At 72.0% G+C, this 13,899-nt stretch carries 12 protein-coding genes; 4 read left to right on the top strand and 8 right to left on the bottom strand.

Features of this window, described 5'->3' with window-relative positions; genetic code table 11:
- Nucleotides 1-104: 104 nt before the first annotated feature.
- Entirely contained in the window at nucleotides 105-554 is a 450-nt protein-coding gene (locus tag AQJ84_RS19850) for a hypothetical protein (protein ID WP_030039011.1), read from the bottom strand.
- A gap of 188 nt (nucleotides 555-742) precedes the next feature.
- On the opposite strand from AQJ84_RS19850, the gene AQJ84_RS19845 reads away from it, so the two are divergent.
- The gene (locus AQJ84_RS19845; RefSeq protein ID WP_225877164.1) at nucleotides 743-1,228 is read left to right on the top strand and encodes a cation:proton antiporter regulatory subunit; all 486 of its coding nucleotides are present in this window, start codon (nucleotides 743-745) and stop codon (nucleotides 1,226-1,228) included.
- Nucleotides 1,229-1,589: 361 nt separating this feature from the next.
- Here AQJ84_RS19845 and AQJ84_RS19840 read toward each other — a convergent pair whose 3' ends face one another.
- The 4 genes from AQJ84_RS19840 to AQJ84_RS19825 form a co-directional block, all read right to left on the bottom strand.
- The gene (locus AQJ84_RS19840; RefSeq protein WP_030039009.1) at nucleotides 1,590-2,813 is read right to left on the bottom strand and encodes a cation:proton antiporter; all 1,224 of its coding nucleotides are present in this window, start codon (nucleotides 2,811-2,813) and stop codon (nucleotides 1,590-1,592) included.
- A gap of 521 nt (nucleotides 2,814-3,334) precedes the next feature.
- Entirely contained in the window at nucleotides 3,335-3,619 is a 285-nt protein-coding gene (locus AQJ84_RS19835) for a DUF3040 domain-containing protein (RefSeq protein WP_030039008.1), read from the bottom strand.
- A gap of 507 nt (nucleotides 3,620-4,126) precedes the next feature.
- Nucleotides 4,127-5,359, bottom strand: coding sequence for a DegT/DnrJ/EryC1/StrS family aminotransferase (locus tag AQJ84_RS19830; RefSeq protein ID WP_051869687.1), 1,233 nt, complete (start codon nucleotides 5,357-5,359; stop codon nucleotides 4,127-4,129).
- Between the two features lie 338 nt (nucleotides 5,360-5,697).
- Nucleotides 5,698-6,834: a GNAT family N-acetyltransferase gene (locus AQJ84_RS19825; RefSeq protein WP_037802486.1), complete on the bottom strand. Its 1,137-nt coding sequence runs from the start codon at nucleotides 6,832-6,834 to the stop codon at nucleotides 5,698-5,700.
- Nucleotides 6,835-7,023: 189 nt separating this feature from the next.
- Here AQJ84_RS19825 and AQJ84_RS19820 point away from each other — a divergent pair, with 189 nt between their 5' ends.
- Together AQJ84_RS19820 and AQJ84_RS19815 are read left to right on the top strand one after the other, a co-directional pair.
- Nucleotides 7,024-7,536, top strand: coding sequence for a glutathione peroxidase (locus AQJ84_RS19820; protein ID WP_030039005.1), 513 nt, complete (start codon nucleotides 7,024-7,026; stop codon nucleotides 7,534-7,536).
- 56 nt (nucleotides 7,537-7,592) lie between these two features.
- Complete coding sequence (locus tag AQJ84_RS19815) at nucleotides 7,593-8,459, top strand: MerR family transcriptional regulator (protein WP_030039004.1); 867 nt, start codon at nucleotides 7,593-7,595, stop codon at nucleotides 8,457-8,459.
- 138 nt (nucleotides 8,460-8,597) lie between these two features.
- On the opposite strand, the gene AQJ84_RS19810 is transcribed toward AQJ84_RS19815, so the two are convergent.
- The 3 genes from AQJ84_RS19810 to AQJ84_RS19800 form a co-directional block, all read right to left on the bottom strand.
- Nucleotides 8,598-8,789, bottom strand: coding sequence for a DUF397 domain-containing protein (locus AQJ84_RS19810; RefSeq protein WP_030039003.1), 192 nt, complete (start codon nucleotides 8,787-8,789; stop codon nucleotides 8,598-8,600).
- A gap of 201 nt (nucleotides 8,790-8,990) precedes the next feature.
- Nucleotides 8,991-9,848, bottom strand: coding sequence for a helix-turn-helix domain-containing protein (locus tag AQJ84_RS19805; protein ID WP_059198846.1), 858 nt, complete (start codon nucleotides 9,846-9,848; stop codon nucleotides 8,991-8,993).
- A 316-nt stretch (nucleotides 9,849-10,164) separates the two neighbouring features.
- The gene (locus AQJ84_RS19800) at nucleotides 10,165-10,920 is read right to left on the bottom strand and encodes a GOLPH3/VPS74 family protein (RefSeq protein ID WP_030039000.1); all 756 of its coding nucleotides are present in this window, start codon (nucleotides 10,918-10,920) and stop codon (nucleotides 10,165-10,167) included.
- A 242-nt stretch (nucleotides 10,921-11,162) separates the two neighbouring features.
- Between AQJ84_RS19800 and AQJ84_RS19795 the strand changes: the two genes are divergently transcribed.
- Nucleotides 11,163-13,832: a D-alanyl-D-alanine carboxypeptidase gene (locus AQJ84_RS19795; RefSeq protein ID WP_059198845.1), complete on the top strand. Its 2,670-nt coding sequence runs from the start codon at nucleotides 11,163-11,165 to the stop codon at nucleotides 13,830-13,832.
- Nucleotides 13,833-13,899 lie beyond the last annotated feature (67 nt).

Genomic DNA, 13,899 nt, shown 5'->3' with positions numbered 1-13,899 from the left:
GGCGGCACGCGGGGGCGCGGTCATGCCGGCGCGTCGCAGCGGCCTGTGGAGGTACGGCGGTCGGGGGTGCGGCGGCCGGAGCGACCGTCGAGGCGGAACCGCCGTCAGTTGCCGCGAGGCCGGTCGAGCCAGTCGTCGAGGTCCGACGCCGGGGTCATGGCGGCGGTGACGCGGCGGTAGGCGGCGCGGGCGTGGGCGACGCGGGCCAGTACGGTGCCGAGCAGGGTCGCGGCGCACAGGCAGGCGAGCCAGGACACGTCACGGTGTCCGGCCCAGGTGAGGGTGCCCAGCGGCGGTATGGCGAAGCCGTTGAGGAACAGCCAGCACAGTACGGCGGTGCCGGGGGCGGCGGTGAAGCGGGCACACAGGCCCAGTGCGGCGGCCAGCAGGGACAGCGCGGCCAGGGCGAGCCCCGGGCGGTCCGTGCCCACGAGCGTGGTGTGCAGTGCCACCAGGATCAGTGCACCCCCGAAGGCGGAGGCCCACACCAGCGGGGTGTCGACGGGGCGGGGGACGGGCCTGGCGCCGGTCCTGAGCGTCACCAGCCTGATCATGCTCCCCGCCCTTCCTCGGTCCTCCTCGACGCACGAGGGACGCCTGCCGCCACGGCGGCGTGGACCCTGGAAGCGGATTCTCCCATCCGGCCGACGGCCGTCACACTCGCGTTGCCCGATTCCGGACGCTGGCTAGGGTGGCACCAACAGCCGTCCTGAGGGACGCCGGAATCAGACAGGGGGCAGTCGTGGGTGCTCCACGCCTGAGCAGTACGCCATTGGCCGGGATCGGGGTTCGCTACGACCTGACCACGAAGGAGCGGCGCCGTCTGTCGGTGGTCGCGCACCGCGACGGCGCGCGGACGCTGAGCGCGTACGAGGAGGACGACCCGGACGCCTGCGCCCTGTCGGTGCGGCTGACCGCGGGTGAGGCGGAGGCGCTCATCGACGCGATGATGCCGGCGCACCACAACCCGAACCTGCTGTCCACCACCGAGCTGGGGCTGGTGGCGGAGCGGGTCGAACTGTCGGCTACGGCCCACTGGAACGGGCGGCTGCTCGGGGACACCCGGATGCGCACCGAGACGGGGGTGTCGATCGTGGCGGTACTGCGTCGCGCCGAGGCCATCCCCTCGCCGAAGCCCGATTTCCGGCTGGCCGGCGGTGACATCCTGATCGTGATCGGCACCCGGGAGGGCGTGGCGGCGGCCGCGACGATCCTCGCCCGCGAGTAACGGCTTCGACGCCGGTCACCGGCCTCCGCGCGCCACGCCCGGGCGGCGGGCGGGAACTGACCGGTTCTCGCCCTTCCGCCGCGCGGGACGGAACCGGGAGCGTCCGTCCGGCTCGGCTCGCGTCCCCCCAGGCCGCCCCGCCGCAGGCCAAACGCGAAGGGACCGTGCGCCGCCCGTCACGGCGGGGTCCCCGCCCCCGGCCCTCGTACCGCACGTGACACCCGCTCACCCTCACCACAGGAGGAGGGACAGCCGTCTCGTCCCCCGAGCCTGGAGGCCTTGCGGTGTCCGACGAGTGGATGCCGGAGGGGCTCCCCCGCGGCGGGCCGACACCCGCACCGCAGGTCGGCCCGATCGCCCCTCAGTGACCGGCCCGCACAGCCGTCGCCGGTTCGGTCACCGTCGGTTCGTCTCGCGGTGCGGGTGGCGGGGTGCGGCGGTGGGTGAGGCGGTGGGCCAGGGGTTCGGTCCAACGGGCCGTGAGGGGGCCGAGGATGACCAGGATGAGGACGTACGCGGTGGCCAGCGGGCCGATGCGGGGTTCGACGCCGACGGCGAGTCCGGCGATGACGATGGAGAACTCGCCCCGCGCGACCAGGGTGCCGCCGGCCCGCCAGCGGCCCTTGGCGGAGATGCCGGCGCGTCGGGCGGCCCAGTAGCCGGTGGTGATCTTCGTGAGGGTGGTGACGGCGGCCAGGGCGAGCGCCGGGAGGAGGACCGGCGGGATGTCCGCGGGGTCGGTGTGCAGGCCGAAGAAGACGAAGAAGACCGCGGCGAACAGATCCCTGAGCGGCGTCAGAAGACTGTGCGCGCCTTCGGCGACCTCGCCGGACAGGGCGATGCCGACGAGGAACGCGCCCACCGCCGCCGAGACCTGGAGATGCTGGGCGAGGCCGGCGACGAGGAGGGTGAGGCCGAGGACGACGAGCAGCAGCATCTCGGCGTTGTCCGAGGAGACCGCGCGGCTGATCAGGCGTCCGTGGCGCAGTGCCAGGTAGAGGACGCCGCCGACGGTGCCCAGGGCGATCAGCAGGGTGACGGTGCCGCCGGCCAGGCTCACGCCGGCGAGCAGGGCGGTGAGTATCGGCAGGTAGACGGCCATGGAGAGGTCCTCGAGGACCAGGATGCTCAGGATGACCGGGGTCTCCCGGTTGCCGAGCCGCCCCAGGTCGCCGAGGACCTTGGCGATCACGCCGGAGGAGGAGATCCAGGTGACGCCGGCGAGCGCGACGGCGGCGACCGGACCCCAGCCGAGCAGCAGCGCCATCACCGCGCCGGGAGCGGCGTTGAGGACGAAGTCGACCGCGCCGGAAGGGTATTGGGACTTGAGGTTGGTGACGAGTTCGGAGGCGCTGTACTCGAGGCCGAGCAGGAGCAGCAGGAGGATGACGCCTATCTCGGCGCCGGTGGCCACGAACTCCTCGCTGGCCTGCAGGGGCACGATGCCGCCGTGCCCGAAGGCGAGGCCGGCCAGCAGGTACAGGGGTATGGGCGAGAACCCCACCCGGCCGGCGAGGCGTCCCAGCAGACCCAGGACGAGGATGATCGCGCCGAGTTCGATGAGCAGGGCGGTGGTGTTGTGCACGGGCGTCTGTCCTCCGTGGTCGATTCGGCGGCGGCGTCTGTGCCAGGGCGGGTGCCGACGGCGCGCTCGGTCAGCGCGGTGCGGGGCGTCGGCGCCGTACGGGTGGCGGGTTCCCCGTGGGCCCTGTCGAGGTCTCGTGGAGGTCGGTCGTGGTCTCGACGAGGTGTCAGGGAGTCGGGGGAGGCAGCGGGTCGGCGCTGTGAGGGTGGGTGTGCGCGAGCCGGCGGACGCGGCTCGGGCGGGCGGCGGGGCGGTCGCGCCGGAGAAACGGCGGGTCAGCGCACGGAGAGGCGGCCGGGACCGGTGCCGCTGGTATCAGGGACGCCGTCGCGAGCCGCGTTGTCGACGCGCACGTGGATGACTCGACCCATGGCACGCCCCCCAACTCACGTCAGTCCCGAAATCGGCGATCACTGCTACGGCTGAGCATACTCACGCTCAAGAGAGCGTAAGTGCTTGGTAAAGAAGCTTAGCGCATACGGTAAAGCGGAGATCGGAGAAGGGGCCGTACGGGTCCGTCTTCAGCGGCGGGGCGGGCAGCGACGCCCGCGTGAACGCTGCGGGTCGAAGAGCTGCGCGGCCATCCCGGCGAGGACCAGGCCCGTCGCGATGAGCAGTCCGTCGGCCACGACCACGCCGGCGACCAGTACGGCCAGCGCGACGGCCAGCGACCACCACGCGCGTGTGTGCCGGTACTCACGGGGCTGGAAAGGGCGTCCGGCGCTCATCGCCCGGGCGAATCTCGGATCGTCGCGCTCGAACCGTGCTTGGAGCGCGACCAGCAGCTCGTCGTCGGACTGGGGCATGCCTTCTCCTTCCCGGGAGCGTGCTGCCGCACAGGGAGTTGACGCGGCAGGGTGAGACGTGGCGCTTCGGGGCGCCCCTCCCCCGCCCGCCGACTGTCGCGGGCACGACAAAGCGAGGCAGGGTCAGTCGGCCGATGCGAGGCAGAGGCAGCCGGCCACCGATGCAGGATTCGGGCGCTCTGCGCACCCGCAGGTTGGGTGAGGCGCTACGGAAACGTCACGCCGGCCCGCGCCGTCGCGCCGACCCGCGCCCACACGTACGTCCCGTCCGGCCCGCCCTCGTACCGCACGGCGAACTGCGCGGCGCCGCCCGGGCCGCCCACCGACGCGCTTGTCTCAACCGGACTTCGGCATGTCGCCCTTGGGCCGCCCCGGTTATTGGGTTCACCATGCATTCTTCCTGGCGGTCGGCCCCGGCAAACGCCGGTGCGCACCCCACGCCGGAGAAATGGGTGGCGGGGTGCCGTGCCGCCACCCACGGCGTCGCTCCGGGCGGGCCCGGAGTCCCTACTGTCCCAGCGGTGTCGGCGGCTTCCTGGTGTCGGGGACCGGGGCCGGGGCCGCCGGCTGGGCCGTCGTGGCGCGTTCCCTGGTGAGGGCGCGGATGACCCGGTGGGCGAGGAGCGGGTCCGCCGGGAGGACATGGGAGGCGAACCAGCGCGCGGGGGCCGGGTCGGGGGACGGGTCGACGAACTCGGCGCCCGCGTAGTCGTCGAGCGGGGGGTCGTAGATGTACCCGGAGACGATGCCGTGGTCCACGAGGCGTTCCGCGAGGGCGTCCCGGTCGTCGACCAGCAGCGGGGCGCGGAAGAGGGGGTAGGGGCCGTCGTGAGCGGCTCGGTCGCGCAGGGCCGGGGAGGCCCACGCCGTGCCGGAGAGGAGGGTGACGCCGGCCCTGCGGTGGGTGAGGTCGGTGTCGAGACGGGACATCCGCAGCCGCAACTGGCCGCGGACCAGGGCCCCGTGACGGGTGCGGAAGTCGTGCAGGTCGACACGGACCCAGGGCTCGTAGGCGGTCAGGTTCGGCGCGCGCAGCGCGGAGGCGGACAGCCGCGGGGCGTGCAGAGGCATCCGGAAGTCGTCGCGTTCGAGCAGGCCCAGGCGCTGCATGGTGCGCCATGCCGGGCGGACCAGGTGCAGGGTCCGCACGGCCGAGCGGGCCAGCGGGCGCAGGGTCGCGGCCAGGTCGGCGCGCAGCCGGGTCGGTTCGAGGAGGTCGTCGCGCAGCAGCTCCAGCTCCCGCCGGGTGCGGCCGTCCTCCACGGCGAGGAACCCGCCCGCCATCGCCGCCACGTGCTTGGAGAGGCTGAAGGCGGCCGCCTTGCCGAAGGTCCCGATGGGCCGGCCGTCCACGTGGGTGCCGATGGCGTGTGCCGCGTCCTCGATGAGCGGGATGCCCAACTGCGCGCAGCGGCGGCTCAGTTCGCCGACCCGGTCCGGTATTCCGTACAGATTGGTGCTCAGCACCGCGTCCACGCCGCGCCAGGTGGCCTCCGGTACGGCCGCCGGGTCGATGTTGCCGTCCCAGGCCGACACCGGGGCCTGCACCGGGCGCAGTCCGGCCGCCAGCACGACGAAGAGGATCACGTCGTCGTTCACCGGCGACATCAGCACCCGGCCGCCGGGCCGGCACCAGCGCCTGAGCGCGAGGTACAGGGCCAGCCGTGCCGAGGGCACGTAGACGCACTCCCGTCCGAGTCGCCGTGTCATCGTCGCGGCGAGCCGGGATCCGTACGGCATCGTCACCTCTTCTGTCGAATGGGCCGTGCGTGGACGTCGTTCGTCGTGCGAGGGCCACCGGAGCCGGCCAGGGGCGGCCTAGGACGCGTCTGGCGGCATGGCGCGCCGGCGTGGGGAGAAGGCCGCGGTGAGGTGGTGCCGGGCGGGCGGCCGTCGGTTCGGCGGGCGGGCCCGGTGGTTCGGTAGGCGGGCAGGCCCGGTGGTTCGGTAGGCGGGCAGGCCCGGTGGTTCGGTAGGCGGGCAGGCCCGGTGGTTCGGTAGGCGGGCGGGCCCGGTGGTTCGGTGGGCGGGCGGGCCCGCTCGGCCGACGGGCACGCGGGGCGGGGTGGTCGGTCGGTTCAGTGGGGCCGCGGGGCCGCCCTGCCCGAGGCCGGGCGGGCCGAGGTGCGCAGCGTGCCGACGGTCTTCAGGAGGCGGTCGGCCGGCTCCCGCAGCGAGGGGTGGGCCAGGACCGTGTTGCGCAGGCCCCGCACCGGTCTGCGCCACAGCCGGTGGGCCGCCGCGACCGGATGGGCACGCGTCACGAACCCTTCGCCCACCCGCAGTTCGCGGGTCTTGAGCCAGTCCTTGTACTCCTTGTCGCCGCGCCCCATGTCCATGATCCGTACGCCGTCCCGGCCGGCCGCCTCGGCCATCCGCAGGTGCATGATCAGGCCGGGCGAGTAGTAGTGGAAGTCCGGGTCGTAGGCGGTGAACCAGGCCGCGAAGACCGTGCGCGATCTCGGGCCGAAGTGCGCGGCGACCGGGCGGTCCCCGGCGTACACCACGGACAGGACGCCGGTGAAGTGCTCCTCGCGGACCTGGAAGAGGTGGTCGACCAGGCCCACGATCCACGGCCGGGCGAACCGGTCCATGCGGCCCGTCCTGCGGTACTGCGCGGACTTCCACTCCATGAGCCGGCGCAGCATCCTCGGGTCGCGCTCGTCGTGGACGAACCGAGTCTCGCCATGGTCGCGGGTCAGCCGGCGCTCCTTCTTGAGCGTCGTCTTGGCCAGCCCCGGGTAGGTGGCGCGCAGCCACTGGGGGTAGGTGCTGTCGCCGCTGTCCTTGAGGTCGAGGATCGGGGAGGCGAACGTGCCCGTCACGTGGTCGCCGAAGGGCCGCTGCTCCTCGACGAGGTGGTCGAACTCGAGGACGGACAGTCCGCAGGCCCGCAGCAGTCGCCGGGCGTCCCAGGTGACGCCGGGCCGGTGCACGAGGGCCTGGCAGTCGGAGAGGCCGAGCCCGATGGCCCGGCCCACGCCGAACGCGCCCCGCTCGTACGGGAGGAAGCCGACGGGCTCCCCGTGCTCGTGCAGAACGGCCACCCGGGCCGCCCCACTCCGGTATCGGCCGACGCCGACCGCGAACTCCGGTGCCAGGAAAGGGTTCTGGTAGTCGGGCGACTCGTCCATCGCCCGGTGCCAGGCCTCGCGGAGCCCGGTGCTCAGCTCCTCGGGTCTGTGGATCGTTATGTCCGCCTCGATTTTGCTCATGGCTCGCACAGGCGACGCCCCCCTGTTGTCCCCCAGGACGCGTTGCCGCGCCCTACCCCAAGGGTCAAAAGTCGCGAAACACCACGCAGCCTGTCAAGGGTGCCGGTCGTAACGGATGGGTGCGGATCGGGTGGCTCCGCGCGTAGCGCCGATGGCCACGGCTTCACCCGGCGGAGTTAGCATCCGCTCATGACGACTGTAGACAGCAACGGTGTTTCCCCCCTCGACGTCGAGATCGGTGCCCTCCAGGGCGGCTCCGCGGATCTCGGCCAGTACGCCGGCCGGGCCGTGCTCGTGGTGAACGTGGCCTCCAAGTGCGGGCTGACCCCGCAGTACACGGGTCTGGAGCGGCTGCACGCCCAGTACGGGGAGCGCGGCCTCACGGTGCTCGGCGTGCCCTGCAACCAGTTCCTCGGGCAGGAGCCCGGCAGCGCCGAGGAGATCGCCGAGTTCTGCTCGGCGACGTACGGCGTGAGCTTCCCGATGACGGAGAAGGTCGAGGTCAACGGCGAGGACCGGCACCCGCTGTACGACCGCCTCGTCGGCTTCGCCGACGCCGAGGGCCACAGCGGCGACATCCGCTGGAACTTCGAGAAGTTCCTCGTCGGCCGGGACGGCAAGGTCGTCGCCCGCTTCTCGCCGCAGACCGAGCCGGAGGCCGCGGAACTGGTGGCCGCCGTGGAGGCTCAGCTGGCCGGTTGACCTTGCCCCTGGGGCAGGGTCGAGCGTCCTCCTCATCGGGCGGAGCAAGCCGTCCGATGACGGAGGATGACGCGGTGGACCAGGATCTGCTCACCATCGGCGTGTTCGCCGCGCGGGCCCGGCTGTCGGCCAAGGCCCTGCGGCTGTACGACCGGCTCGGACTGCTCACCCCGGCGCACGTCGACGAGGTCAGCGGCTACCGCTACTACCGCGCGGACCAGGTGGAACGCGCCCGGCTGGTGGCGATGCTGCGCCAACTCGACATGCCGCTGGCGAGGATCGCCGAGGTGGTCGAGGCGGACGGAGTCAGGAGCGCCGACCGGCTGGCCGCCTACTGGACGGACGTCGAGGCGCGGATGGCCGGGCAGCGGACACTCGTCGAGTACCTCCGTGGACGACTGTCGGGGAGGAACTCCGAGATGTACGGGAAGTTCGTGGTCGAGACGGTGGACGTACCGGCGCGGGTGGTGATCACCGAGCTCAGGCACACGCTGGCGGACGAGCTGCCGGCCTGGATCGGCGCGTCGCTGGGGCGGCTGGAGGAGGCGGCACGGGAGTGCGGCGGGATCACCGCCCCGCCCTACGTCGCCTACCACTCCGAGGTGTCGATGGAGAGCGACGGCCCGGCCGAGTCGTGCGTACCGGTGGCAGACGAGGCTGCGGCGCGGGCCTGGCTGGCCGGACAGGGCCGCGGCCGGGAGTTCGCGGTGCGGGTGGAGCCGGCTCTGCGGCTGGCCTACACCCGGATCACCAAGGCGCAGGTGGCCCATCCGCAGATCCTGGCCGCGTTCGAGGCGGTGGAGGCCTGGATGAGGCGGGAGGGTCTGGAGTACGACGGGCCGTGCCGGGAGGTCTACTTCGCGGACTGGGACGCGGCGGGCGCGGAGGATCCGGTGTGTGACGTGGCGTTCCCGGTGCGCTGAGCGGGAGTCGGGGCGCACCGGGCCACAAGCCGAGCCCTCTCGGCAAGGACGGCGATCTGGTCGAGAGGGCTCTCATGGTGCTTGTGCAGTTGTCGGTGGTGCGGTCGGCCGGGGATGGGGATCAGGAAGACCCGCTCCCTACGCCTTGACCGAGGCCACGAACGCGCTCCATGCCTCGGTGGGGAAGGCCAGCGTCGGCCCGTCGGTGACCTTGGAGTCGCGGACGTCCAGCACCGCGACGGTGGGCGACTTGACCTCGACACAGGCGCCGTTGTTGTTGGAGTACGAGGACTTCGTCCACGCGTCGGTGGCGCCCTGAAGAATTGCCATGTGTTTGCTCCGTAAGCGAGTTGCGCAGTTCGGTTTCCGCCAACCTTTGCTGATCGTTGGCGTGATCGACGCTACTCGCTCGCCTCCCCTTCCGGAGCAGTCGTTCACTCTTCTGGATGGCATATTCCAGGGGATACTTCCAGTCCGACCCAACTGGGGTGTAGCATCCGGCCCTTCGCCCACCAGAGGGGCGGGAGAGGCTCAGCGGGCGTACTCCTTCGCCACGTCCTCGATGAGCCGGGTCGACTGGTCGACGTTCAGCGCCTGCGCCCTCAAGTGCTCGTACATCACCGTGTACTTCTGCACGTCGTGGGCCTTCTCCAGATAGAGGTCGCTGGTGACGCCCTCGATGTACACCACGCTGGAGTCGGCCGCGTCGGCGAACTCCAGGATGGAGTACTGGCCGTTGATGCCGGGGTGCGCGCCGACCTCGAACGGCAGGATCTGCACGGTGATGTGCGGACGCTGGGACATCTCCGCGAGGTGCTCCAGCTGCTCGCGCATCACCGGCCGGCTCCCGACGACCCGGCGCAGCGACGCCTCGTCGAGGACCACCCACAGCCGCAACGGCTCCCCGTCGGCGGCGATACGATCCTGCCGCCGCATCCTGACCTGCACCCGCTTGTCGATCTCGGTGTCCGACGTCTCCGGCGAACCGCCTCTGATGATGGCCTCGGCGTAGGCGCGGGTCTGCATCAGGCCGGTGATGATCTGGGGTTCGTAGACCCGCAGCGACTCGGCGTCCGTCTCCAGGCCGATGTAGACGCTGTAGGGGATGTCCCCGAACGCGTGCCACCAGCCCTGCTGGCGCGAGTCCTTGGCCATCTGCATCAGCGACTCGCCGATGCGCTGGTCGTCGACCTCGTACACCCCGCACAGATCCCGGACGTCACGCTGGCTGATGCTGCGCCGGCCGTTCTCCAGCCGGCTGATCTTCGACTGCGACACCAGCAGCCGCTCGGCGACCTCCTCGGCCGTCATGCCCTTGAGCTCGCGGAGCCTGCGCAGCTCCTGGCCCAGCCGGCGTCGCCTGACAGTGGGATTGACATTGGACGCCACGGGACGTGCACCTCCGGCTGCGTGCCTCATGATTGCCACTTTGCGTATCTGCTGTTGAGCAGACTGCCACCAAGGTGCTTACTACCGCTGGGAAACGGGGGATATGCGCGGTCCCCGCACACACGGCCGCGCGGGGTGGCGGAACCGCGTCGTCGTCCGGACGTACGGTTCCGTCACCCCGCGCGGACCTGCGGCTCCCGGACCGGTCCTGGGGACTGCGGTGCGGCGCTCGGCGGTGCGTGGTGCGTGATGCCCTGTCGTGCCTGTCGTGCTGTGGTGCCCGTGGCTCCTGTCGTGCTTGTCGTGTGACCGCGGCTCAGTGGGCCACGACACGCACCATGGATCCGCGGTGCGGCTGCATCGGAACGCCGCGCGCGGGTTCCGGTGCGGGCCTGGCTCCGGGGGCGGCCTGGCGGCCGGTCGGTGCCGGGCTGCGGCGTGGCTGGGCGGCCGCGCCGTTCTGGACGTCCATCACGGCGTGCGCCACGAGGCCGCCCATCGGGTCGTGCCTGATCAGGTCCCGCAGCCGGGACCGGGACGAGCGTCCCTCGTTCCCCGGATACAGGTGCTTGCCGAGGCCGACCGCGTGGGCCAGTGCGGCGAGCGCCGCGGTCCGCGGGTCCGGCGGTACGCCGGTGCGGATCGCGGAGTCCAGTCGGGCCTTGATCTCCCGGCTGATCTCGGTGTCCGTCGCCTGGTAGCGAGTCGTCGGCAGCACTCCGCACATCTGGCCCGCCACGGCATGCACCATGCCGCACCGCTCCAGATGCGAGAGGTAGGTCTGGCGGAGCCCGAGACGCGGCCCGCCGATCCAGTGAACAGCCCGTACGGGAGCGCCACGCCTTCGCAGCAACTCCAACGCGCAGTCCAGTGTCGGATCTCCAGTCGGCCGTGGGGACACCACGGCGATACGATCCCCGTCTGGGGCTATCCGTCCGGCCAGCGCCAGCTCCACTAGCTGTGCTCCGGCCAGACCAAGGTCGAGCGACTGCGGCTGTGCGGTGGTACCCGTGGTCGGGTCCAACGCCAGCAGTAGAAGCTCTTCCGGAATCGTTCTGCGGCTCCTGCCCATCCATGCCTCCCCGCGTGGATGAATGACAGGGTGACCCCTCTCACATTGGTCTGTCGAGGGTGCGTGACCTGTTTGTAAGGGAACCGGTAGGTATGTCGTTCTCGTCTACCGCTCTGGGCAAGCCCACACACAGGACACTGGTACATGGTTCGGACAACGCGGGGGAGCGGTGTTCCGGGCGGCGGTTCACGGTTCGATAGGCGCACGGACACGGATGGCGTGCGGCGCAGGAGGAGGCATCGGTGGCGGGCGAGTCCCCCGACAGGTCGAAGAAGCGCGAGTCGTCGGCAGAACCGACGTCGGGGAGTACGGGCCCGGTTCCCGAGGCCAGGACGGAGTCTCCCGAGCGCCCCGAAACCGCCGAGAAGCGCGACCCGCGCCTCGCGGTGGCCCGCGGAGGCGTCGACACGGCGACGCGGGTGTTCTCGGTACGAGAGCTCACCGCGGAGACGAAGCGGACCCAGGACGCGGACGCCGATCCGGCGGAGCGGACCGAGGACATCGAGGACGCCGTGAGCGCCGGGGACGCGGAGAAGGCCCCAGGGGCCGCGCGGGAGGGCTCCGAGGCGGAGACCGACGCCGACGGGACGCCGGGCGACGCCGATGAGGCGGAGGCCGGGCAGGAGCCCGCCGACGCGGACTCGACGGAGGACTTCCAGGAGGACCCTGAGAACGCCGAGGAGCCGCCGGGTGAGGGCGCTGACGGCGCGGAGGCCGCCGAGGCGGGGGAGAACCCCGCCGACGGCTCCGAGGGTCGCGGCGAGGCCGGTACGCCGGGTGACGCGCGGCTGCGTGACGCCGTGGCCGCGTGGGTGGCCACCGCGGACGGCGAGAACCCCGCGGGGACGGACGCGGACCGCTCCGCGGCCGATGCCGAGGACACCACGGACCAGGAGTCGGCGCGGGACGAAGCCGACGCCGACGCCGATGCCGACGCCGAACAGGCCTCGGACCCGGACGCTCCGGCTGCCGGGCCCGCCGCCGACGACGCGGACAGCGCCGCTGCGGCAGAGGCCGAGACCGCGGACGCGGACGCGGACGAGCCCGCCAAGGCCGAGGGCGAGGCGAAGGTCGCGGACGAGCCCGCCAAGGCCGAGGGCGAGGCGGAGGTCGCGGACCGGAAGCCCGCGCCGGCCGAGGCCGACCAGGCCTCGGCCCCGGACGCTCCGGCCGCCGGACCCGGCGACCAGTCGGCCTCGGGCGCCGAGGCGGCAGCCGACACCGACACCGAAGCCAAGGCTGCCGACGGCACCAAGACCGACGACGCCTCCGAGGACACCGCTGCCCCCGTCGCCGAGGACGACGACGAGCCCCCCGTGGACCAGCCCACCGCGGTCTTCAAGGCTCCTCGGCCGGTCGCACCCCCCGTGGATCAGCCGACGACCATGCTGAAGCTCGGGGACGCCGTCCGGAAGAAGGGCGAGGAGCCCGAGACTCCGGCCGAGCGCACCAGCAAGTTCGTCGCGCTGAAGCCGCTGGACGATCCGGCGACGCGCAAGCCGGCGCCGAACACCCAGGCCCCCACCCAGGCCCCCACCCCGGCCCCCACCCAGGCCCCCACCCCGGCCCCCGCCGACGCGACCGCCCCCGTCCCCCAGCTGGGCCCGGAGCGGACGACCCAGCAGCCGTTGCCCCCGAAGCCACCGCTCGACCTGCTGGCGGAGCTGACGAACACGCCGCCGCCTCCACAGACGCCGGTCCGCACGGCCGTGCGGCGGGTCAAGATCTGGACTCCGCTGGTACTGCTGCTGGCGGTTGTGTTTGCGATCGCGCAGGCCGTACGCCCGCTGCCGGCGCCCACTCTGACGCTGACCGCGGAGGACTCGTACACCTTCGACGGCAGCAAGGCCAACCTGCCCTGGCCGAGCACCGGTCAGGGCTGGATGGACGTCAACGGCATCGGCACGATGGGCGACTTCGGCAAGCAGACGCCGGTCGCCATCGGATCGGTCGCCAAGGCGATGACCGCGTACGTCGTCCTCCAGGACCACCCGCTGAAGTCGGGCTCGGAGGGGCCGAACGTCCCCGTCGACGCCACCGCCGAGAAGGAGGGCGGCTACAACGAGGACGGCGAGTCCACCCTCAACACCGTCAAGGAGGGTGACAACCTCACCCTGCGCCAGGCCATCGCGGCCATCATGATCCCGTCCGCGAACAACATCGCGCGTCTGCTGGCCCGTTGGGACGCGGACAGCGAGGCGGCGTTCATCAAGAAGATGAACGCGGCGGCCAAGGACCTCGGGATGAAGAACACCACCTACACCGACGCCTCGGGCCTCAAGGAGACCACCGTCTCCACCGCCGAGGACCAGGTGAAGCTCGGCAACGAGCTGGTGAAGATGCCCGGCCTGATGGAGATCACGTCCATGGGCCAGTGGATCGATCCGTCCGGACAGAAGTGGTACAACTACAACTATCTGGTCCCCTACGACGGTGCCATCGGCATCAAGACGGGCACCACGACCGCCGCCGGCGGCAACCTCCTCTTCGCGGCCCGCAAGGAGGTCGGCGGTGAGACCGTCACCCTCGTGGGCGCGATCCTCGGCCAGCACAAGTCGCCGATCATCAAGACCGTCAACGACGTCAGCAAGGTCGCGATGCTGGCGGCGCAGGACGAGATGACGTCGGCGAAGATCCTCAAGAAGGGCGACGTCGTCGGATACGTGGACGACGGGCTGGGCGGCAGGACGCCGGTCGTCGTCACCAAGGACGTCACCGCGGTCGGCTGGGCCGGCTTCAAGGTGAAGCTGTCCTTCGCCTCCGACGAGGTACCGCACACCGCGAAGGCCGGCGCCAAGGTCGGCACGCTCACCGTCGGTGACGGATCCGGCGGCGCGGTGAAGGTCCCGGTGGCCCTGCAGAAGGACCTGGTCGAGCCGGGCCTGCAGGACAAGCTGACGCGTCTCGGCTGATCCGGCCCATAAGTGCGCCGCGCACTCCGCCGACCGGAGCCCGTCCGGGTTCCGGTCGGCGGGGTGC

The organism is Streptomyces resistomycificus, from assembly GCF_001514265.1.
Lineage (GTDB): Bacteria > Actinomycetota > Actinomycetes > Streptomycetales > Streptomycetaceae > Streptomyces > Streptomyces resistomycificus.
This window is presented reverse-complemented; position numbering and strand designations above follow the sequence as displayed.

Coding starts and splice junctions, on each gene's coding strand:
- AQJ84_RS19850 (WP_030039011.1), bottom strand. CDS start 554: ATGATCAGGCTGGTGACGCTCAGGACCGGCGCCAGGCCCGTCCCCCGC.
- AQJ84_RS19835 (WP_030039008.1), bottom strand. CDS start 3,619: ATGCCCCAGTCCGACGACGAGCTGCTGGTCGCGCTCCAAGCACGGTTC.
- AQJ84_RS19830 (WP_051869687.1), bottom strand. CDS start 5,359: ATGCCGTACGGATCCCGGCTCGCCGCGACGATGACACGGCGACTCGGA.
- AQJ84_RS19825 (WP_037802486.1), bottom strand. CDS start 6,834: ATGAGCAAAATCGAGGCGGACATAACGATCCACAGACCCGAGGAGCTG.
- AQJ84_RS19820 (WP_030039005.1), top strand. CDS start 7,024: ATGACGACTGTAGACAGCAACGGTGTTTCCCCCCTCGACGTCGAGATC.
- AQJ84_RS19815 (WP_030039004.1), top strand. CDS start 7,593: ATGACGGAGGATGACGCGGTGGACCAGGATCTGCTCACCATCGGCGTG.
- AQJ84_RS19810 (WP_030039003.1), bottom strand. CDS start 8,789: ATGGCAATTCTTCAGGGCGCCACCGACGCGTGGACGAAGTCCTCGTAC.
- AQJ84_RS19800 (WP_030039000.1), bottom strand. CDS start 10,920: ATGGGCAGGAGCCGCAGAACGATTCCGGAAGAGCTTCTACTGCTGGCG.